The sequence below is a fragment of the Brachybacterium sp. Z12 genome (assembly GCF_014400405.1).
Taxonomy (GTDB): Bacteria; Actinomycetota; Actinomycetes; order Actinomycetales; family Dermabacteraceae; genus Brachybacterium.
On record NZ_CP060496.1, the window covers coordinates 417606 to 437008 of the forward strand.

The following is a 19403-nucleotide window of genomic DNA, read 5'->3' on the forward strand; positions in this document are numbered from 1 at the left end:
CCATCGCCCGCGGCCGCGTCACCGCGATCGACGCCGCCGCCGCGCTCGCCCTCGACGGGGTGGCGCTCGTGCTCACCCACGAGGACGCCCTCCGGCTCGCCGACACCGAGGACGGCGAGCTGGCCATCCTCCAGGACGAGGGGATCGGCTTCCGCGGCCAGTACCTCGGCGCCGTCCTCGCCGAGACCCCGGAGACAGCGCGCCACGGCGCCGACCTCGTCGAGATCACCACCGACGTCGCGCCGCACGACGCCCATTTCCGGCACGACCATCCCCAGGTGCGGGAAGCGGAGGGCGGCGCGGACGACGTCGAGACCGGGGACGTCGAGGCCGCGCTCGCCGCCGCCGAGATCGTCGTGGACCAGCGCTACTCCACCCCGCTCGAGCACAACAACCCGATGGAGCCGCACACCACCATCGCCCGCTGGGACGGCGAGGAGCTCACGCTGTGGACCTCCACCCAGGGCGTCCACCCCGCACGGCAGGCCCTCGCCCCGATCCTCGGCATCGAGCCCGAGCAGCTGCGGATCATCAGCCCGCACGTCGGCGGTGGCTTCGGTTCCAAGGGCGTGCCGCATGCCGACATGATGCTCACGGCCCTCGCCGCACGCGCCGTGCCCGGCCGCACCGTGAAATACGCGGTCTCCCGCCAGCACATGTTCGCGATCACCGGGTACCGGCCGGCCACCTCGCAGCACTTCCGCATCGGAGCCGGGCCCGACGGAACCATCACCGCCTTCGTCCTCGAGGCGGTCTCCAGCTCCTCGCACACCAAGGAGTTCCCCGAGGAGGCGATCAAGCCCTCCCGGCAGATGTATGCCGGCGAGCACCGCCGCATCACCCAGCGCCTGCTCCCGCTGGACATCGCCGTGCCGTCGTGGATGCGCGCCCCCGGCGAGGCATCGGGCATGGTGGGCCTGGAGATGGTGATGGACGAGCTCGCCGAGGCATGCGGACTGGACCCCATCGAGCTGCGGGCGCGCAACGAGCCCGTGCTCGACCCGGATACCGGACTGCCCTTCAACCAGCGGCGCCTCCTGGACTGCCTGCGCGAGGGTGCTGAGCGCTTCGGCTGGGCCGAGCGGGACCCGCGGCCCCGCGCCCGCCGGGAGGGAGGCTGGCTGATCGGCACCGGCGTCGCCTCCGCGACCTACCCCGCCTCCCGCCAGCCGGGCTCGCAGGCCCGCATCCGCCTCACCGCGGGCAGCTATGAGGTGGGCATCGGCGCCGCCGACCTCGGCACCGGCACCTGGACCGCGCTCACCCAGGTCGCCGCCGACGCCCTCGAAGTCGATCCCGAGCAGATCACGCTGCAGATCGGCGACACCTCCCTGCCGAACGCGACGGTCGCGGGCGGCTCCACGGGCCTGGCCAGCTGGGGCACGGCGGTGATGGCCGCCGCGCAGACCTTCCGCCGCGAACATGGCCGGGCACCTTCCGACGGCGCCGAGTCGACCGGGGAGGCCGAGGAGAACCCCGCCGAGGAGGAGCTCGCGATGCATTCCTACGGCGCCCACTTCGCGCAGGTCAGCGTCCAGGAGACCACCGGCGAGATCCGTGTGGACCGCATGCTCGGGATGTTCTCCGCCGGCAGGATCATCAACCCCCGCACCGCCCGTTCGCAGTTCCTGGGCGGCATGACCATGGGCGTGGGGATGGCGCTGCACGAGAAGGGCGAGCTCGATCCTCGCTTCGGGCACGTCGTCAACCACGATCTCGCCGAGTACCACGTGCCGGTCAACGCCGACATCCGCTCCCTCGAGGTGCACTGGCTGGACGAGGAGGACCCGCAGGCCGGGCCGCTCGGCGCCCGCGGCATCGGAGAGATCGGCATCGTCGGCGCCGCCGCGGCGATCGCCAACGCCGCCCACCACGCCACCGGGGTGAGGGTGCGGGACCTGCCCCTCTTCGGCAGCGACTTCCTGCCCCGGTGACCCTCGACGGGCCCGTCGCCCTGCTCCTCGCCGCAGGCGCTGGGACCCGCCTCGGGCGCGGCCCGAAGGCGCTGCTGCCGACGCGCGGCACCACCCTGGTCGAGCACGTCGCCCGCGCCCTGCTGGACGGCGGGTGCTGCGAGGTCGTGGTGGTCACCGGCGCGGGAGCTGAGCACGTGGGTGCTGCGACGGCCCGGATCCCCGGAGCCAGAGCGCAGGAGAACCCCAGCTGGCGCGAAGGGATGGGGAGCTCGCTGCGCACCGGCCTGGCCGCGATCGGTCCGGGCCGTGACGTGCTGGTCGCCCCGGTGGACAGGCCCGGGCTGCACGCCGAGGTGGTCGCCAGGGTGCTCGCCGCCCACCGTCGCGGTGAGATCACCGCCGCCGCCCACCGTGATCCCTCCGGGACGCTTCGCCGGGGCCACCCGGTGCTCTTCGACGCCGCGTGGACCGCTGCCGCTGCGGAGGCCGCGCATGAGGACGTGGGCGCCCGTGACCTGCTCCGGGCCCAGCAGGGGATCGTGCAGCTGGTGGACTGCACCGACCTCGAGGACGGCGCGGACCTCGACCTCCCCGAGCAGCTGTGGCGGCTGGACGAGGAGGCCTGACCCCTCAGTGCAGCGGGCCGCTCCCGTCACGCAGCGGCACGACCGTCTCCCGCGCCGCCCGCGCGGCGAGGATCTCCGCCAGGATCGCCACCGCGACCTCCGCCGGGCTCTCCGCCCCCAGGTCGAGCCCGATCGGGAGTGCAGCCGACCCAGCGCCTCTTCGCTGATCCCGGCCTCCCGCAGCGCGGCCCGCCGGTCCCGGTCGCTGCGCCGGGATCCCATCGCGCCCACGTAGGCGATGTGGAGCCCGAGAGCGGTCTGCAGGACCGGCACATCGACCTTCGGATCGTGGGTGAGCACGCAGACCATGCTGCGGTCATCGAGGTCACCGCGCTCCGCAGCCGCGGCCAGGAACTCATGCGGCCAGGCGCGCACCACCTCCGCGCCGGGGAATGACGCGGGATCGGTGAACGCGGGCCGGTGATCGCACAGCGTGATCCGCAGCCCGAGCGGATGCGCCGCCTCGGCCAGCGCCTGCCCGAAGGCATTCGCCCCGCACACCACCAGATGCGCCGGTCGGACACGGGACTCCACGAAGAGTTCGGCCGACGGCACAGCCGCGTCGGGCGGGGAGAGGCGGAGGACGCCGGAACGCCCCTCGCGCAGCATCTCCGCGACCCGGGAGGTCCCCTCCTCGAGCAGCGCCTGGGGGAGCAGGGGAGCGAGCGCCCGGGCGCCTCACCCGGCTCGTCGTCGACGAGGAGGGCGAGCTCCGGGGAGCCGGCACCACCGGGCAGCTGCGCCACATACGCGGCAGGCGCGCCGTCCTCGACCGCGCCCAGAGCGCCCGGCATCCCGGGCCCGGAGGGGGCGAAAGGCTGGATCAGGACCTCCAGGGAACCGCCGCACATCAGGCCCACGGCGAAGGCGTCCTCCTCGCTGAACCCGAAGCGGTGGACAGCGGCCTCACCGGTCTCGAGCGCCTCCTGACAGGCCTCGAGCACCGCCCCCTCGACGCAGCCGCCGGAGAGCGAGCCGTGGAGGGAGCCGTCGGCGCTGACCAGCATCGAGGTGCCCACGGGCCGGGGCACGGACCCCTCGGTCGCGATGATCGTCGCGACGGCGCAAGGCGTCGGGTCAGGAGCGCAGGTCAGGCGCTCCCGGGCGAAGGCCAGGATGTCGAGCACGGACCCAGCCTAAGCGGGCCCCTGTGCCGGAACGAGGGTCCCGACCTAACGGCCGGGCGGCGAAACGCCTCGAAAGTTTCCTATGACCGCCATCACACCTGCTACCGTCGCCGGGATGTCCTCGTCACCTCCTCGGACCAGGACAACGAGCAGAACGAAGGAGTTGTGTCCCGTGACCATCCCACCCCCGAGGCCTCCGGCGCAGAGCCGGAGGCCGCCTCCCCTCCGGAGGGCCCCACCCCTGAGCAGTTCGTCGAGGTCCAGCAGTCGGAGGACTTCACCCTCCTGCGCCGCAGCTTCCGCGGCTTCGCGATCCCCATGACCATCGCGTTCCTGGTCTGGTACTTCGCCTACGTGCTGATGTCCACCTACGCCGAGAGCCTCATGGCCACCCCGGTGCTGGGCAACCTCAACCTCGGCATCCTTCTGGGCCTGAGCCAGTTCGTGATGACGTTCCTGATCACCTGGCTGTACATCCGTCACGCCAACAAGAACCTGGACCCGATCTCCACCAAGATCCGGGAAGAGCTGGAGGGAGATCTCTGATGGAGTTCGGCAACCCGATCCTGAACATCGCGATCTTCCTGGCCTTCGTGGTGGTGACCCTCGCGGTCGTCATCAAGGTCTCGAAGCAGAACACCACCGCCGCGGACTTCTACCACGGCGGTCGTGCCTTCTCCGGCCGGCAGAACGGCATCGCCATCGCCGGCGACTACCTCTCCGCCGCCTCCTTCCTCGGCATCGTCGGCGCGGTGGCGCTGTACGGCTACGACGGCCTGCTGTACTCCGTCGGCTTCCTGGTGGCCTGGCTGGTGGCGCTGCTGCTGGTCGCCGAGCCGCTGCGCAACACCGGCAAGTACACGATGGCGGATGTGCTGAGCTTCCGCATGCGCCAGCGCCCCGTGCGCACCGCCGCCGCCACCTCGACCCTCGCCGTCACCTTCTTCTACCTGCTGGCCCAGATGGCCGGTGCGGGAGCGCTGGTGTCCCTGCTGATCGGGATCGAGGGCCGCGTGGGCCAGTCGATCGTGATCGCCGTGGTGGGCGTGGTGATGATCCTGTACGTCATGATCGGCGGCATGAAGGGCACCACCTGGGTGCAGATCATCAAGGCCGTCCTGCTGATCACCGCCGTCGGCGTCTCCACGGTCTGGATCCTCGCCCTGAACGGCTTCAACCTCTCCGAGGTCCTCGGCCAGGCGGTGGACTCCCACCCCGACGGCGCCACGATCCTCGAGCCGATGCACCAGTACGGCGAGTCCGGTGCCACCAAGCTGGGCTTCGTCTCCCTCGCGATCGCGCTCGTCTTCGGTGCAGCGGGGCTGCCCCACGTGCTGATGCGCTTCTACACCGTGCCCACGGCCAAGGAGGCCCGCCGCTCGGTGGTGTGGGCGATCGCCCTCATCGGCTTCTTCTACCTGTGCACCCTGGTGCTCGGCTTCGCCGCCGCGTACATGGTGGGCGTCGACGTGATCGGCACCCTGCCCGGCGGCTCGAACTCGGCCGCCCCGGCCCTGGCCTACGCGCTCGGCGGCACGGTGCTGATGGGGATCATCTCCGCAGTCGCCTTCGCGACCATCCTCGCGGTGGTCGCAGGCCTGACCATCACCGCCTCCGCCTCCTTCGCACACGACATCTACAACGGCGTGCTCAAGCACGGCAAGGCGGATCCGAAGAAGGAGGTCGCGGTCGCACGGCGCACCGCACTGGTGATCGGCGGAGTGTCGATTCTCGGCGGCATCCTCGCCGCGGAGCAGAACGTGGCCTTCCTGGTCTCGCTCGCCTTCGCGATCGCGGCCAGCGCCAACCTGCCCTCGATCCTGTACTCCCTGTACTGGAAGCGGTTCAACACTCGCGGCTCGGTGTGGAGCATCTACGGCGGTCTGCTGAGCGCCGTCCTCCTGATCGCCTTCTCCCCGGTGGTCTCCGGCAGTGAGACGGCGATGATCCCGGGCGTCGACTTCGCCTGGTTCCCGTTGTCGAACCCGGCGATCGTCTCGGTGCCGCTGGGCTTCTTCCTCGGCTGGCTCGGCTCGGTGACCTCTGCCGAGACCGACGAGGTCAAGCAGGCCGAGATGGAGGTGCGCTCCATGACCGGGGCCGGCTCCGAGAAGGCCACGGTCGATCACTGAGGTTCAGGCCAGGCGGAGCCCCGACTCCGGCCGCACCGCCCGGTCGTGCAGCGCGATGATCTGCTGCTCGACCGGGCCCGGCGCGGGGCCGGTGCTCGCCAGCAACCGGCATACAGCCACCTCCGACGAGGCGGCCCGATAGCGCTCCACCCATGCGCGATGGATGTCGTCGGTCGCGGTGCGGGTGCCGAGCTCCTCGAAGCGGTCCACCTGCACGCGCCAGGGCTTCGGGGTCAGGCGTGCCCGATAGGTGTCATGCACCCGGCACAGGATCATGTACAGCTCATCGCTGTGCACCTGCCCCATCAGCTCCCGCGCACGCTCGCTCGACGGCGCCGCACCGCTGCCGGTGATCAGCAGCCGGAAGCCGTTGCGGGTGCGGTACGTGCGCACCCCCAGCTGCGGATGTCGGGCGCAGAAGCCCTCGATCAGGGCCAGGGCGCGCGCATGATGCTTGCCGCGACGACCCGGTGAGCGCAGACCGAAGGCGTCCGGATCCTGCTCCTGCTCGCTGAGCTCCTCGGCGCGGCCACCCCGAAAAGACGCGAGAGCAGCCCGCCGCCGCTCGCCCTGACACGGTCCTGCGAGGACGGCTCGATCAGATCGATGTCGCTGATCAGCACCGCATCAGTGTTCAGCACCGCGGAGCCGTAGCGGTTGCGGGTGATCGCGGCGATCAGGGTGCCGTCCGGTCCGTGAAGCTCCTCGAGCAGCTCCTCGGGCAGGCGCCGCAGCGGGTAGTACTCCACGCCGCTGCCGGTCCCCCGCGCCGGGCCCCCGGCCGCGACCACGCGCTGCATGCGCTCACGGGCGTCGCGCTGTGCGTCCTCGACGGAGAGATCCGAGGCGCCGTGGATTGTGAGCGCCCACTCCTCAGCGCCCGGGAAGCGGACGGTCTCGCGGACGGTGGCCCAGTGGCGGGGGATCGGCTGCATCCTCCGACCGTAGCCGGTCAGCTCTTCAGCCCGTCAGGGCAGGGAGCGGGCGCGGCAGGGGTCGGGATGCTCGCTCAGGCGGTCAGGCCAGCGACGCCTTCAGCGTGATGTCCACACCGGCCAGCGCCTTCGAGACGGGGCAGCTGCTCTTGGCCTCCTCGGCCAGGCGCTGGAAGTCGGCGTCGTCGATCCCGTCGATCTTCGCGGTGACGGTCAGCTCGATGCCGGTGATCCCGCCCTCGCCGATGTTGAAGCTGACGTCGGCGGAGGTGTCCACCGCGGTGGGCGGGGTGCCGTTCTCGGCCAGCATGTTCGAGAACTGCATCGAGTAGCAGGCGGCATGCGCGGCGCCCAGCAGCTCCTCGGGGGAGGTGGTGCCCTTCGCCGACTCCTCGGAGCGGGCCTTCCAGCTGAGGTCGAAAGTTCCCAGCTGCGAGGTCTCCAGGGTGGTGGTCCCGGAGCCGGCGATCAGGTCGCCCTTCCAGGCGGTGGATGCGGTGGAGGTGACGGTGCGGGGCATGGTGACTCCTTCAGTGGCAGGTCGCCCCCGCGCTGCCGCGAAAGGCGCTCGCTCTCCACGGTAGCCCGGGCACGGCGTCGGCGGGAGGGGTGCTTCGTCCCGCCGGCGCCGGGTCGCGGGTCGGGTCAGCCGAGCTGCGGGTCGGGCCGGACCGGTGCCCCTCTGCGCCCCACCTCGTCCACTTCCCTGCTGGTGTGTGTCGTCGGCGGGCCTGTTATGAGGCGAGCTGGCGATATGGCCAGCTCCTGCTGCTATCGGCCCGCCGGGAACACAGGCGGCGGGGACTCCTACTGCAGCGACCTACTGGAGGGACTCGAACTTGCGGATCCAGGCGGAGCCGACGGGGTTCGCGTCCGCGACCATGATCACGAAGCGGTCCCCGGCGATCTCGGCGACCTCGGTGAGGGCGACGCGCCGCTCATGCGCGGGGGAGTGGTCCAGGCGCCGCACCCCGTTCTCGATGATCTTCGCGAAGGAGTCGGTGCGGCCCAGGAAGGCCACGAAAGGCATCCCGAACTTCTCCTCGTACCGGGCCGAGAGATCGCGCACCGCCTCGAGGTCCTCGTCGGTGAGGTTCTCGAGCGCGAAGGAGCCCACATCCTGGCTGATCGACTCCGCCTGCTCCTCGTCGGCCGTGATCAGGGTGGCCATGTCCGGATAGGCGCGCACCAGGGCGTCCTGCTCGGAGCGCTCCGCGGTGAGCACCGCGTCCTCGATCGCGGCGCGCAGGGCGGGGGCGTCGGCGAAGGGACGCGCCTCCCAGGCCCGCTCGAGCGGCCAGGTGGCGCCGTTGAACAGCGAACCGAAGGTGCCCACGAAGGTCTCGCGGTCCATCTCGTTGACGTCCTCGATACCGATCCGCTCGCCCTCGGCGGTGGTGGTGACCATCGAGCCGCGCTGACGGCCCAGGTGGAAGAACACCAGGTTCAGCCCGATCGCGGTGATCGCGCCGACGGTCACGCCCGAGGAGACGAACACCTGCGCCCAGGAGGGGAACACCCCCGCGATGTCCGGCTTGAAGCTGACCAGCATCGCCAGGCCCAGCGAGGTGCCCACGATCACGGAGTTGCGGTTGTCGGTGAGATCCACCTTCGACAGCGTCTGGATACCCACCAGCGCCACCGAGGCGAACAGCGCCAGGGACGCGCCGCCGAGCACGGGGGAGGGGATCGCGGCGACCACAGCCCCGGCCTTGGGCAGCACGCCGAGGATGATCATCAGCACGCCCGCCCCGGCGACCACCCAGCGCGACTTCACGCGGGTCAGGCGCACCAGGCCGATGTTCTGTGCGAAGCAGGTGTAGGGGAAGGAGTTCAGCACCCCGCCCAGCAGGGTCGAGAGGCCGTCGGCGCGGATCGCCTCGGAGATGTTCTTCGGGCGGATCCGCTTGCCCACGATCTCGCCCGCGGCGAAGACGTCACCGGTGGTCTCCACCATCGTGATCAGCATGACGATGCACATCGAGATGATCGCGGTGAGCGAGAAGGTGGGGATGCCGAAGTAGACGGGGGGTGGTGACCCCGAAGGCGGAGGCCTCGGTGACGCCGCTGAAGGACGTGTCGCCCAGCAGCACGGCCACCGCGGTGCCGATCACCAGGCCCAGCAGGACAGCGATGGTGCCCAGGAAGCCGCGGAAGAACCGCTGCACCAGCACGATGATCCCCAGCGTGCCCAGCGCGTAGACGATGTCGCGGGCGGCGGGGGTGCCCTCGGCGTAGTTGGTGATGTCTCCGGCGGAGACCCCCAGCAGGGTGATGCCCATGGTGGTCAGGACGGTGCCGATCACCACCGGCGGGAAGAACCGCAGGATGCGCGCGAAGTAGGGGGCGACCAGGAAGGTGAACAGTCCCGCCACGATGATCGAGCCGTAGATCATCGGCAGTCCCTCGGCGCCGCCCTCGCCACCCGTCGCCGCCAGCCCGATCGCGATGATGGGGCTCACCGCGGTGGTGGTCACGCCCTGGATGATCGGCAGGCGCACGCCCACCTTCCAGAAGCCCACCGACTGGATCAGCGTCGCGATGCCGCAGGTGAACAGGTCCGCGTTGATCAGGTGGATCGTCTGCTGGGGCGTGAGGTTCAGGCCCGAGGCGATCAGCAGCGGCACGATCACCGCACCGGCGTAGAAGGCCAGCACGTGCTGGACCGAGAGCACTGTCAGCCGGCCCGGAGGAGGCACCTGGTCGACGGGATGCGTGCGGGGTGCGTCGAGCGCGGGCGAAGCGGTGGTCATGGAGGTCCTTGGGGGTCGTCGAGGCAGGGTCCTCGACGTGGCGGAGGAGGTGGGGCCGACGAGTCGAGCCGCGCACCAGGGTAGGCCTCCGTACGACCGGGAGGGCAGCGAGCCGGGGGTGAGATGGGACAAGGCGGCAACAGATGGATTCCCTCTTGCCGTCGGGGTAGAGGGGGACGTGACGACTTCTCCTCCCCGCGACGACATCCCCACGCGCATCCCGGACCGCACCACCGCGATCGGCACCCTGCTGGCGGTGCTCGCCATCGCGACGATCGCGCTGAACCTGCGCCCCGGCGCCACCAGCGTCGGCCCTCTCATGGAGTCCGTGGTGGGCGCGTTCGGCCAGGGCGCCTTCGCCTCCGGCCTGCTCACCGCCCTGCCGTGCCTCGCCTTCGGCGTGCTCGGCCTGCTCGCGGTCCCGATCTCCCGCCGCATCGGCCTGACGGGTGCGCTGGTGGCCTCGTTCGTGCTGGTCGCGATCGCGCTGCTGCTGCGCCCGGCCTCCGGGGTGTTCTCGGTGTTCGTGGCGCTGTCGGTGCTGGCGCTGCTGGGCCCCGCGCTCGGCAACGTGCTGGTGCCGGCGTGGATCAAGCTGCACGGCGGTGCACGGACCGTCGGCCTGATGACGCTGTACAGCGTGACGCTCGCGATCGGCGGTTCGGCCGCCGCCGCGCTCGCAGTGCCGCTGGCCGGCACGGGGGCCGACGGCTGGCAGGACTCCCTGCGCTTCTGGGGGATCTTCGCGGTGGTCCCGGTGCTCGTCTGGGTGGTCGTGCTGACCCGCACCGGTCACGATTTCCCGCCCGCTCCGCCGCGGGGCGAGCTCGGAGGCTCCCTGCTCCGCTCACCCACCGCGATCGCGCTGATGGTGACCTTCTCGATGCAGTCGCTGAACGCATACACCCAGTTCGGGATGCTCCCGCAGATCCTCACCGATGCCGGGGTCACCCCCGCCCGGGCCGGCATGCTGGTCGCCGTCATCGCCGGCTGGGGCCTGGTGGGCGGTTTGGTGATGCCGAGCGTGATCGCCAAGGTGCGCGGTCTGCGCTGGATCGTGAGCGGCTTCGGCGTGCTCACCACGCTCGGGTACATCGGCCTGCTGCTCGCGCCCGGAGTGAGCCCGCTGCTGTGGGCGTGCGTGCTCGGGATCGCCGGGTTCGTCTTCCCCACCGCGATCGCGCTGCTCCCCGCCCGGACACGGAACCCGCTGGTCACCGCGCGGCTGTCCGGGATGGCCCAGCCCTACGGGTACATCCTGGCCGCGCTCGGCCCGATCGTGGCCGGCGCGCTGCTGAGCGCCACCGGCTCGACGGACGCGGTGCTGTGGTTCCTCGCCGGGACCGGCCTGGTGATGGCGGTCTCGGGCTACCGCGCCGCGCTGCCGCGGATGGTCGACGACGAGATCGCGAGCTGAGCCGCCGCCCCCTGTCCGTACCGGGTTCCGTGGCAGGATGCTCCCATGAGCCTCGTCCGCACCCTGCGCATCCTGGCCTCCCAGCGGCCGTCCATGCCCTCCCGCTCCGTCGCGGCGCCCTCGCGCGTGCAGCGGCTCCGGCACGGGCACGTCCCCGTCACCTGGATCGATCGGGAGCTCTCGGGCACTGCGACGATCGTCCACCTGCATGGGGGCTCCTACCTGCGCGGTGAGAGCCCGCAGTCGTGGAGCTGGCTCGAGGAGGTCGCGCGGCGCTCCGGCGCGGCGGGCGCGATGATCCACCACCGCCTCGCCCCGCGCCACCGCTTCCCGTCCGCGATCGAGGACGTCCTGCGCGCCCTCGACGCGCTGAGCACCGAGGCCGTGCTGCGGCCCGGCCGCTGGGTGCTCTCGGGAGAGGGCTCCGGCGCGGGTCTCGCCCTCGCGGTCGCTCAGGTCCTCGCGGAGGACAGCCTCGACTCCCCGGCCGCCGTGCTGCTCGAATCCCCCTGGGCGGATCTCAGCTGTGAGGACCACGGGCAGGAGGAGCTGCGCACCGCCGCCCGCCTCTACGCCGGTCCCGTGCCCCGCACCGAACCGCGGCTCAGCCCGCTGCACGGGCAGCTGTCCGGCCTGCCGCCGGTGCACCTGGTCACCGGCGCGGAGGACGAGCTGATCCAGGACAGCCGACGGCTGCACGCCGCGCTCCTCCAGGCGGGCCGCGCGCGCGCACCTCGAGATCCCGGGAGCGGGCAGCAGCGTGGCCACCCTCGGGCAGGGCCCGGCCTCCCAGCAGGCCCGCCGTTTCCAGATCGCCGCGGTGCGCGAGGCAGTGGGGATCGACCGTTCCGGGGTCACCTCCGCCTGAACCGAGCACGTGCGGCTAATGTGTGCCCCATGACGCGAGGTGACCTTGTGACCTGGGACGGCAGCTCGCCGGCAGTGGAGTCGATCCGTGACGCGGTGATCCCTCACGCAGCTGCGGGCGCGCTGCGCGTGGTGCTGCAGCAGCTCACGCTCCGGGACGAGGGACGTGCGGCGGGGACCCATGAGGTGATCGACGCGATCGTCGACGTGGGCGGCAACCTGGTGGTCATGCCGATCGCCGAGGCCGTGCGCGCTGATCCGGACTCCTCCTCCGCCCTCGACGCGGCTCTGGCCCGCCTGCGGGAGGAGCTCTCCACCGATCTGGGGACGACGGTGGACTCCCTCGAGGTGATCACGGATGCCGACACGACGCGGCGAGTGCGCTTCATGCTCTCCGTCGACGTCTCACCCGCAGAGGTCATCGGGCGGCCTCCGCATCCGGCGCTGCACGATGGGCGCCACCACATCTCCCACCATGCGCCGGCCCTCGATGAGCTGCGGGACCGGATGGCCGCACCGCCGCCCAGCCTGCTGGCGCGGATCCGACGGGCGCTGACCGGATGGCGCGCCGCGCGCTGAGCCAGCCGGTTCAGTGCTTCGCGACGGCCGCCGCGGCGCGCATCCCCTCCGCGGTCGCCCCGGGCAGCTCGACCCCGATCGCGCGGGCGAGCGTCACCCCGAGATCCGCCCACGAGCCGGCGACCGGCGTCGACGGCAGGCCCGGCCCGCGCGCGAGCGCCACAGCGGCTGCCGAGGGGTCGCTGACCATGAGCGGGCCCGCATAGTAGGGATCATCTCCCTCGACCAGCGCGCGATGCGTCGCCGACAGTCCGAAGACGGTGCCGGGGCTCCCCTCGAGCACGGCGATGACATCGGTCTGCTCCGTCGCCCCGACCCCGTCCTCGACGAGGCGCAGCGAGAGCCGCACATGCGCACCGAGCTCGCGCAGTGCGGCCAGAGCTGCCTCCCGCACGGTGCTGCTCTCCTCGCGGCGCACATGCACCACGCCGCGCGGCCCGTCGGGCCAGACCAGGGCCCGGAAATCAGCCAGCCGCGGCCCCTCGGTGCGGAGCAGACCGTGCGCGGCGAGTGCCGCGTTGGGGTGCACCAGCAGCGCCGTGCGCACCAGGGGGCGCCCCGGCACCAGCAGCACCCTGTCCTCCTCGGTGGGGGAGAAGGCGGTGATGATCTGCTCGAGCGCTTCGGTGGTGTCGAGCATCGCGCGCTGGACCGCAGCGGTGTCCGGGCCGGAGGCCCGCTGCACGGCACCCAGGCCGGACAGCCGCGCCGCGAGCAGGTCGATGTGTCTGCGGCCGAGGGCCTCCGCGGCGATCTCGGCGACCAGATCGTCGGGCGGGACCTGGGAGAGCTGCACGCCGGCCTCACGGCGCGGCTCGAGGTGCTCCTGGATCATCCGTGGCGAGCTGGTGGAGACGGCCATGTCCCAGCGGTTGCGGTAGTGGCGCAGGTCCTCCACCAGGGGAGGCACAGGTCGATCCCAGCGCCGGCGGTCGCGGGCCATTGCAGCGCCGCGACTACCCGTCCCTCGCGCCGCAGCTGGTCGAACAGGGTGGGCGCGGCCATCGAGCGGGCGTACCAGGTGGAGCGGCTCTCGGGGCGATCCGGGGGAGGGGGACGGCCGTGGCGACCCCGGTGTGGGCCACCGACGCGCCGGTGACCAGGCTCGCTAGGGCGGGAGCGGGCTCGGACGGGCCACCGGGGTGGAGCGTCAGGGCGGTTGCCGTGGCCAGGGAGGTGCCCGTCAGCAGCGGATGCGGGAAGTTCTCGCCGGTGTCGAGCCCGTCGACGGCGAGGAGCAGGGTGCGGCCGGTGTTCATGGAGCTCCTCCGGGGGTCTCGACAGCGTTCCGAGCACCGTAGGGGGCTTGCTGGCCGCGGTGCGAGGGCCCGGTGAGCGTGGGGCCACTGTCAGGTGAACAGCCTGTGCGCGGGGAGGGTCATTCGCAGGGGAGGTAGGTGGTGTCGTCCCCGGCGAAGAGGGAGGAGTCCTTGTCGAGGAGGTGCTCGAGGGGGATGCGGGGCGAGGAGAGGACCTCGTCCCAGGTGGCCTCCTGCACCGAGCGGTGCGCCTCTTCGTCGGCGAGGGTGGGGACCAGCAGGCCCTCGTGCTCGGCGATCCCGCAGCCGTCCATGCCGTGGAGGGACAGGCGGATCGCGGCGGCGGAGGCGCCGCCGTCCTCGTCGATCTCGGCGACGATGCCCAGCCGGTAGGCGAACTGGCCGACGGCGCGGGTGGTGGTGTCGATGACGGTCCAGGCGATGGTCGTGCCCAGCGCGAGGGCGGGCTTGTCCTCCTGCTCCGTGCGGTACCAGTCCGCTGCGAGGGCGGGGCGGCCCACCGCGCGGAACGGCGGGGCGAGCGCGGCGGCGTAGAAGGGGCGGTCGCCTCCGTCCCAGGCGGTGCGCAGGCCCTCCTGCCAGAACTCCGGGGCGGCGTTCGAGACGCGGTCGTGAGCGGCCTCGTGGTCCAGGCCGCTCAGCTCCTCGGGTGAGAGGTACGCGGTCCCGACGAAGCTGGTCAGGGTGTCCCGTGCCGGATCGAGGAAGCTCTCCTCGGCGCCCAGATCGGCCCAGGTTTCCAGCTCGTCCGCGGCTCCCTGCACGCTCAGGGCGCGCAGCTCCTCGGCGGAGCGCGCGTTCCATTCGTCCGGATCCAGCACGGCTAGCGGATCACGGGGGACCTCGGCGGAGGTGGGGGCGGGGCGGGCACTGCCGCAGCCCGTGGCCAGCAGCATCCCGCCGGAGACGGCGAGCAGCGAGGTGAGCGAGCGTCGGCGCAGCCTCGGGGCCCGGTGCCGGTTCATCGCAGCTCGGGCTCCGTGGGATCGGTCCGGCCGGTGTCCGCATCGAGCCGGCGCCGGATCGTCACCGCGGTCTCGCGATCCTGCCGGGTGGCCTTGTCGACCAGGGGCTTGGTGTCGACCTCGGGCTCCTCCGGCTGCACCACCAGCCACACCACGAAGCCGAGCGTGAGCAGCAGGCAGATCGCCGCCAGGATCAGCAGCAGCGGCAGGGAGAAGGGGACCGGATCCCAGAAGGGGTCGCCGCCGAAGGCGAGCGGGCTCCCGGCGACGATGCTCACGAGCTCCCCCTCCTTCGGACGCGACGCATGGGCCCGGGCCGAGCGCCGGGGCCGCAGAGATCGTTGCCAGCATAACGCCGCCATAGATCCTGCAGTTATGCTGGGAATATTATGGCTGACGTTATTGTCGGGCGCTTCGCGCTCATCGACCTGATCGCCAAGGGCGGTTCCGGTTCCGTCTGGCGTGCCTGGGATTCCAAGGCCCAGGAGCTGTGCGCCGCGAAGGTCCTGCGTCAGCGCGACTCCGCCGACCTCATGCGCTTCGTACGCGAGAAGGGCGTCAGCTTCGACCATCCGCATCTGCTGACCCCCTACGGCTGGGGCGCCGAGGACGAGCACGTGGTGATCGCGATGCGGCTGGTCTCCGGCGGCACGCTCGAATCGGTGGTGAAGAAGAAGGGCAGTCTCGCCGAGCCCGCCGTGGTGGTCATCCTCGATCAGCTGCTGGACGGTCTCGCCCATGTGCACGAGGAGGGCTGGATCCACCGCGACGTGAAGCCCGCGAACATCATGTTCGAGCCGCGCGGCCGCGCCCATCCCGCCTCCCGGCTCGCCGATTTCGGGATCGCGGTCCATGAGACCGACGTGCGCTTCACCCATGTGGGCATGGTCAACGGCACCCCCGGCTACATGGCCCCGGAGCTGTTCTCGATGGCTGAGCCCACGCCCTCCCATGACCTGTATGCGGCCGGCGTGGTCGCCCTGGTGGCGCTGAACGGCCCGATCAAGCTGCACGACGGCGCCTTCCGGCCCGACGAATTGAATCAGTACCTGCGCGGTGTGACCCCGAAGCTCTCCGCGGTGATCCGTCGCCTCGTCGCCGCGCAGCCCGAGGATCGCTATCAGGACGCCGAGACGGTGCGCCGGGATCTGCCGCGCGTCCCGCAGGGCTACCCGCTGACCCATGCCGACGGTACCCCGCTCGAGTTCGTAGACACCCTGGACCCGCTGCCCGAGAACGCCCCCGGCGCCGCGCGTCCCGAGCGTCCTGCGCCCCAGGTCGCGCCCTCCTCGCTCGAGGCGATCCGGGCCGGGCAGGTGCAGCAGGGCTTCAGCTCCGGTTCCCCCTCTCCGCAGACCGGCCCCCAGTGGGCCTCTCCACAGACGGGCCCGCAGTGGGTGCAGCAGACCCCGCCCGGCTCTCCGCCGCAGCAGGGCGCGCCCTTCCCGACCCACGGCTTCACCGCCGCCCAGACGTCCACCGGGCCCACCGGGCAGGGCGGGGCGGGCAGCCGCGGCACGCTGATCGCCGTGGCGCTCGGGGTCGTGGCCGCGCTGGTGCTCGGTGTGATCACGGCGGCGGTGCTGCTGATGGTCTTCGACGGCGGCAGCGCCTCCGCGATGTTCGGTGGGGGCGAGGGGCCCGTCAGCAGCATCGATGCGGCCTTCGCCGAGGTGGAGCCGGGGCAGGAATGCGTCGCGGAGGACGAGGGCGTCATCGCCCTGACCGCCGAGGGCGACTACGTCTCCTGCACCACGGATCCGGGCGGCGAGGGGCGCGTCTTCGCCTGAGCGGTCCCTCCGAGCACCTCAGCGCGGGGTGACCGCGGCGGTGTCCAGCGCCTGCAACAGCGCACCTCGCCGCGGGTCCATCAGCAGATCGATCCGCAGCGACGGCGCACCCCTCCCGTGGCCGGGGAGCGTCCAGCGCAGCTGCCCACGGCTGAGCACCTGCGCGTCCTCGGCCCGCAGCCGCTCGAGCGCCCCGCGGTCGATGCCGGAGCTCGCGAGCGCGGCGTCCAGCCGACGCCGACGTTCCGCACGCGGCACGTCGAGATCCATGTTGTCCGCGAACCAGGCATCGGCGATCGCGTCATCGTCCGAGCGCAGCCAGTCCAGCGCCGCACCTGCCGCCTCGAGGCTGCGGGGCGCGGCCACCGTCGAGCGCCGTGCGAGCAGCCCGGGGACCTCCCGCTGGAGGAGGCGCAGCGCCTGCATGGACAGGGTGGTGGCCGGGGCGTACTTCGAGTTCGCGAGCGCCACCACCCCCACCCCGGAGTCGCGGTGCCAGACCATGAAGGAGCCGTACCCGGGGTAACCGCCCGAGTGGGAGATGACCTGCCCGAGATCGGGGAAGTGCTCGATGACCAGTCCGAATCCGTAGCCGCGCACCCGGTCGAAGCCGGGGAGGTGCGGGCGGGGTCATCGAGGTCCGCCGGCAGCGGGGCGAGCGCCTGATGGCGGTGCAGCTGCTGCATCTCCCGGCGGGACGCGGCGGCGAGCGGGCCGGTCTCGTGCCGCGCGGAGTCGGGCGCGTCGGCCGCGGCGAGGAAGCGCACCCAGACGGCCACATCGTCGACGGTCGAGAAGAGTCCGGCCATCGCGCCGTACACGCCGGGGAGTCCAGCGGCACCGGCTCGAAGCGGGTGGCGTCGCTGCGATCGGCCAGGCGGTGCCCGGTCGCGAGCTGCGCGGTGTCGATCTCCTCGGCTGACCAGCCGGTGGCGCCGAGGGCGAGCGGCTCGAGGAAGCGGCGACGGATCTCGCCGGTATAGTCCCCGCCGGTGACCTCGTCGATCACGCGTCCCAGCAGGGCGTACCCGGTGTTGGAGTACTCGAAGCCGGTGCCGGGGCGGTGGACGTGCCCGAGCCCGTCACGCAGCACCGCCGCGAACTCCTCCCTCGTCATGGCCTCCTGCCTGTCGCCCCACGGGTTGTCGGTCACCAGCCCCGCGCTCATGGTCAGCAGCTCACGGAGGGTGGGCTCGCGCTCGTCCTCGGCGAGCTCGAAGGCGCCGGCGGCCTCGGGCAGATAGGTGGAGACCGGGTCCTCGAGCCGCAGCCGGCCCTCGTCTCGCAGGGCGAGGAGCGTCGCGGCGGTGAAGGACTTCGTCATCGAGGCGATACGGGAGACGCTCGCCCGGTCCATCGGGGAGGAGCCCGCGGCGGGCACGCCGCCGTCGAGCTCGCGGTGCCCAGCGGCGCCGTGGGCGAGGACTGCCTCCTCATGGTCGTGACCGCCGATGATCGCCCAGGTCACGCCAGAGGTCCGGTGCTCGGCGACAGCACTGTCGAACAGTGCGGCGACGGCGGAGCGCACGGCATCGGGCAGGACAGGGGCGGCAGGGCTGGTCTCAGGCATGGCAGTCACTGTAGAGGCTGGGCGTAGAAGCTGTGGATCACCGCGGCGACGTCCTCACCGAGCACCTCGACCAGCTTCGCGGGATCGGTGCGCGAGGGGTCATAGGGCGCGGGAGCGTCAGGCTCCTCGGCCGTGACCTCGATGCCGCTCGGTTCTGGGGGCGCCGCCGGGGCCACCAGGTCCTCGAGTGTGAGACCACGCAGGGTCAGCAGCAGCACGGGCTTCTCGTCGACCGCCTCGACTAGCACGTACAGCAGCGCCGCGACGTGGCGGCAGGGCCCGGGCCAGTCCAGGCAGGAGCAGTCGTGGGAGAGCTCGGAGGCGTCCCGGGGCAGCAGCGACACCTCTGATCTCGCCAGCTCCGCCTCGATCTCCTGCGGATAGGTCCCCCGGCCATCCGGGCTGGTAGCTCCGGACGGGACCGGGCGACCTGCAGGAAGACCTGACGGTCGCCGTCACGGAAGGCGGGCAGCTCGAGCCGTGCCTGGTACAGCTCGCCGTCGACGTCCCGCACATCGCCGCGCGCGACCCCCGTCTCGACGTCCAACCACTGCACCCGACCAGCGCGGGCGTCGGCCTTCCCGCGGCCCACCCGCGCCGCACCCAGCAGGCGCTCCGCGCCGTCACGCAGCGCGACCGCGTGCCAGCCCTTCCCGACCGGGCCGCGCCGCGAGATCAGCTCGATGCTCATGAGTTCATCTCCTCCCGCTCGTTCCTCGCAGTTCGTCGACGAACGATGCTCATGAGTTCATCTCCTCCCGCTCGTTCCTCGCAGTTCGTCGACGAACGATGCTCATGAGTCCTCTTCCTCGTCGAGGGAGAGCAGGGACAGCAACCGGTCGTCGTCGAGGGAGGTCAGCCAGTCCTCGCCCGGGCCGACGGCCAGCTCGGCGAGGGACTGCTTGTCCTGGAGCACGGTGTCGATCTTCTCCTCCACGGTGCCGGCGCTGACCAGCTTGTGCACCGAGACGTCGCGGCGCTGGCCGATGCGGAAGGCGCGGTCGGTGGCCTGGTTCTCCACCGCCGGGTTCCACCAGCGGTCCAGGTGGACGACGTGGTTCGCGGCGGTGAGGGTCAGCCCGGTGCCGCCTGCGCGCAGGCTCAGCAGCATCAGGCCGGGACGGTCACGGTCCTGCTGGAACTCGGCGACCATCTGATCTCGGTCGCGTTTGGAGACCCCGCCATGCAGGAACGGCACGCTGATCCCGTACTCCGCGAAGCGCTCCTGCCAGTACGGCACCAGCATCTGCCCGAAGGTCGTGAACTGGGTGAACAGCAGCGCCTTCTGCCCCTCCTCGAAGGCGGCGCCCAGCAGGTCGTCGACCAGCTCGAGCTTGCCCGAGCGGTGCTCGTCGTCGCGCACCAGCGGGGAGCCGTCCCCGAGGTAGTGGGCGGGATGGTTGCACACCTGCTTCAGGCGGGTGATGGCGGAGACCACCAGCGTGC

At 71.8% G+C, this 19403-nt stretch carries 20 protein-coding genes and 4 pseudogenes; 7 read left to right on the forward strand and 17 right to left on the reverse strand.

The genetic code is table 11. From position 1 onward, the window contains the following. The first annotated feature begins 2 nt into the window (after positions 1-2). Together H3H54_RS02205 and H3H54_RS02210 are read left to right on the forward strand one after the other, a co-directional pair. Positions 3-1934 (forward strand): xanthine dehydrogenase family protein molybdopterin-binding subunit, encoded by a 1932-nt coding sequence (locus H3H54_RS02205; RefSeq protein ID WP_262426377.1) that lies wholly within the window; start codon positions 3-5, stop codon positions 1932-1934. Next, positions 1931-2542 carry an NTP transferase domain-containing protein gene (locus H3H54_RS02210; RefSeq protein WP_262425337.1) on the forward strand — a complete coding sequence of 204 codons (612 nt, stop codon included), beginning with the start codon at positions 1931-1933 and terminating at the stop codon, positions 2540-2542. Before H3H54_RS02205 ends, H3H54_RS02210 begins: the two co-directional genes overlap by 4 nt. Before the next feature lie 174 nt (positions 2543-2716). On the opposite strand, the pseudogene H3H54_RS02215 reads toward H3H54_RS02210, so the two are convergent. Next, a pseudogene (locus H3H54_RS02215) lies at positions 2717-3151 on the reverse strand (XdhC family protein); the annotation flags it as partial. Between the two features lie 335 nt (positions 3152-3486). Further along, positions 3487-3669: pseudogene (locus H3H54_RS18595) on the reverse strand (XdhC family protein); the annotation flags it as partial. A gap of 165 nt (positions 3670-3834) precedes the next feature. On the opposite strand from H3H54_RS18595, the gene H3H54_RS02225 reads away from it, so the two are divergent. Together H3H54_RS02225 and H3H54_RS02230 are read left to right on the forward strand one after the other, a co-directional pair. After that, positions 3835-4215, forward strand: a complete 381-nt coding sequence (locus H3H54_RS02225) for a DUF485 domain-containing protein (protein ID WP_262425338.1) — start codon at positions 3835-3837, stop codon at positions 4213-4215. After that, the gene (locus tag H3H54_RS02230) at positions 4215-5801 is read left to right on the forward strand and encodes a cation acetate symporter (RefSeq protein WP_262425339.1); all 1587 of its coding nucleotides are present in this window, start codon (positions 4215-4217) and stop codon (positions 5799-5801) included. Before H3H54_RS02225 ends, H3H54_RS02230 begins: the two co-directional genes overlap by 1 nt. 3 nt (positions 5802-5804) lie before the next feature. On the opposite strand, the gene H3H54_RS02235 is transcribed toward H3H54_RS02230, so the two are convergent. The 5 genes from H3H54_RS02235 to H3H54_RS02255 form a co-directional block, all read right to left on the reverse strand. Continuing rightward, entirely contained in the window at positions 5805-6194 is a 390-nt protein-coding gene (locus H3H54_RS02235) for a hypothetical protein (protein WP_262425340.1), read from the reverse strand. Between the two features lie 35 nt (positions 6195-6229). Further along, entirely contained in the window at positions 6230-6736 is a 507-nt protein-coding gene (locus H3H54_RS02240) for a hypothetical protein (protein ID WP_262425341.1), read from the reverse strand. Between the two features lie 82 nt (positions 6737-6818). Then, on the reverse strand, positions 6819-7256 hold the full coding sequence (locus tag H3H54_RS02245) for an OsmC family peroxiredoxin (RefSeq protein ID WP_262425342.1): 438 nt from the start codon (positions 7254-7256) through the stop codon (positions 6819-6821). Positions 7257-7556: 300 nt separating this feature from the next. Next, positions 7557-8705: a solute carrier family 23 protein gene (locus tag H3H54_RS02250; RefSeq protein WP_395963248.1), complete on the reverse strand. Its 1149-nt coding sequence runs from the start codon at positions 8703-8705 to the stop codon at positions 7557-7559. Continuing rightward, the gene (locus H3H54_RS02255; protein WP_262425344.1) at positions 8674-9489 is read right to left on the reverse strand and encodes a solute carrier family 23 protein; all 816 of its coding nucleotides are present in this window, start codon (positions 9487-9489) and stop codon (positions 8674-8676) included. The genes H3H54_RS02250 and H3H54_RS02255 overlap by 32 nt, the downstream gene beginning before the upstream one ends. A gap of 178 nt (positions 9490-9667) precedes the next feature. Between H3H54_RS02255 and H3H54_RS02260 the strand changes: the two genes are divergently transcribed. Further along, entirely contained in the window at positions 9668-10906 is a 1239-nt protein-coding gene (locus H3H54_RS02260; RefSeq protein ID WP_262425345.1) for an MFS transporter, read from the forward strand. Between the two features lie 45 nt (positions 10907-10951). Further along, entirely contained in the window at positions 10952-12352 is a 1401-nt protein-coding gene (locus H3H54_RS02265) for an alpha/beta hydrolase (protein ID WP_262425346.1), read from the forward strand. Between the two features lie 10 nt (positions 12353-12362). Here H3H54_RS02265 and H3H54_RS02270 read toward each other — a convergent pair whose 3' ends face one another. The 4 genes from H3H54_RS02270 to H3H54_RS02285 form a co-directional block, all read right to left on the reverse strand. Continuing rightward, the gene (locus H3H54_RS02270; protein ID WP_262425347.1) at positions 12363-13262 is read right to left on the reverse strand and encodes a phosphodiesterase; all 900 of its coding nucleotides are present in this window, start codon (positions 13260-13262) and stop codon (positions 12363-12365) included. A 46-nt stretch (positions 13263-13308) separates the two neighbouring features. Beyond that, positions 13309-13611, reverse strand: coding sequence for an alkaline phosphatase family protein (locus H3H54_RS02275; protein ID WP_262425348.1), 303 nt, complete (start codon positions 13609-13611; stop codon positions 13309-13311). Between the two features lie 119 nt (positions 13612-13730). Beyond that, positions 13731-14597 carry a hypothetical protein gene (locus H3H54_RS02280; RefSeq protein ID WP_262425349.1) on the reverse strand — a complete coding sequence of 289 codons (867 nt, stop codon included), beginning with the start codon at positions 14595-14597 and terminating at the stop codon, positions 13731-13733. After that, positions 14594-14875 (reverse strand): hypothetical protein, encoded by a 282-nt coding sequence (locus H3H54_RS02285; RefSeq protein ID WP_262425350.1) that lies wholly within the window; start codon positions 14873-14875, stop codon positions 14594-14596. Before H3H54_RS02285 ends, H3H54_RS02280 begins: the two co-directional genes overlap by 4 nt. Before the next feature lie 111 nt (positions 14876-14986). On the opposite strand from H3H54_RS02285, the gene H3H54_RS02290 reads away from it, so the two are divergent. Beyond that, positions 14987-16387 carry a serine/threonine protein kinase gene (locus tag H3H54_RS02290; protein ID WP_262425351.1) on the forward strand — a complete coding sequence of 467 codons (1401 nt, stop codon included), beginning with the start codon at positions 14987-14989 and terminating at the stop codon, positions 16385-16387. An 18-nt stretch (positions 16388-16405) separates the two neighbouring features. On the opposite strand, the gene H3H54_RS02295 is transcribed toward H3H54_RS02290, so the two are convergent. From H3H54_RS02295 to H3H54_RS02320, 6 genes and pseudogenes are all read right to left on the reverse strand, one after another. After that, positions 16406-16753 carry a hypothetical protein gene (locus H3H54_RS02295; RefSeq protein ID WP_262426555.1) on the reverse strand — a complete coding sequence of 116 codons (348 nt, stop codon included), beginning with the start codon at positions 16751-16753 and terminating at the stop codon, positions 16406-16408. A 123-nt stretch (positions 16754-16876) separates the two neighbouring features. Next, positions 16877-16987 (reverse strand): annotated as a pseudogene (locus H3H54_RS19370) (hypothetical protein); the annotation flags it as partial. 298 nt (positions 16988-17285) lie between these two features. Next, positions 17286-17957 (reverse strand): annotated as a pseudogene (locus H3H54_RS19375) (serine hydrolase domain-containing protein); the annotation flags it as partial. A 5-nt stretch (positions 17958-17962) separates the two neighbouring features. Beyond that, a complete protein-coding gene (locus tag H3H54_RS02310; RefSeq protein WP_262425352.1) occupies positions 17963-18301 on the reverse strand; it encodes an SWIM zinc finger family protein in 339 nt (112 codons plus the stop codon). After that, positions 18199-18648, reverse strand: coding sequence for a hypothetical protein (locus H3H54_RS02315; protein WP_262426556.1), 450 nt, complete (start codon positions 18646-18648; stop codon positions 18199-18201). The genes H3H54_RS02310 and H3H54_RS02315 overlap by 103 nt, the downstream gene beginning before the upstream one ends. 102 nt (positions 18649-18750) lie before the next feature. Continuing rightward, positions 18751-19395 (reverse strand): DEAD/DEAH box helicase, encoded by a 645-nt coding sequence (locus H3H54_RS02320; RefSeq protein WP_262426378.1) that lies wholly within the window; start codon positions 19393-19395, stop codon positions 18751-18753. Between the last annotated feature and the right edge of the window lie 8 nt (positions 19396-19403).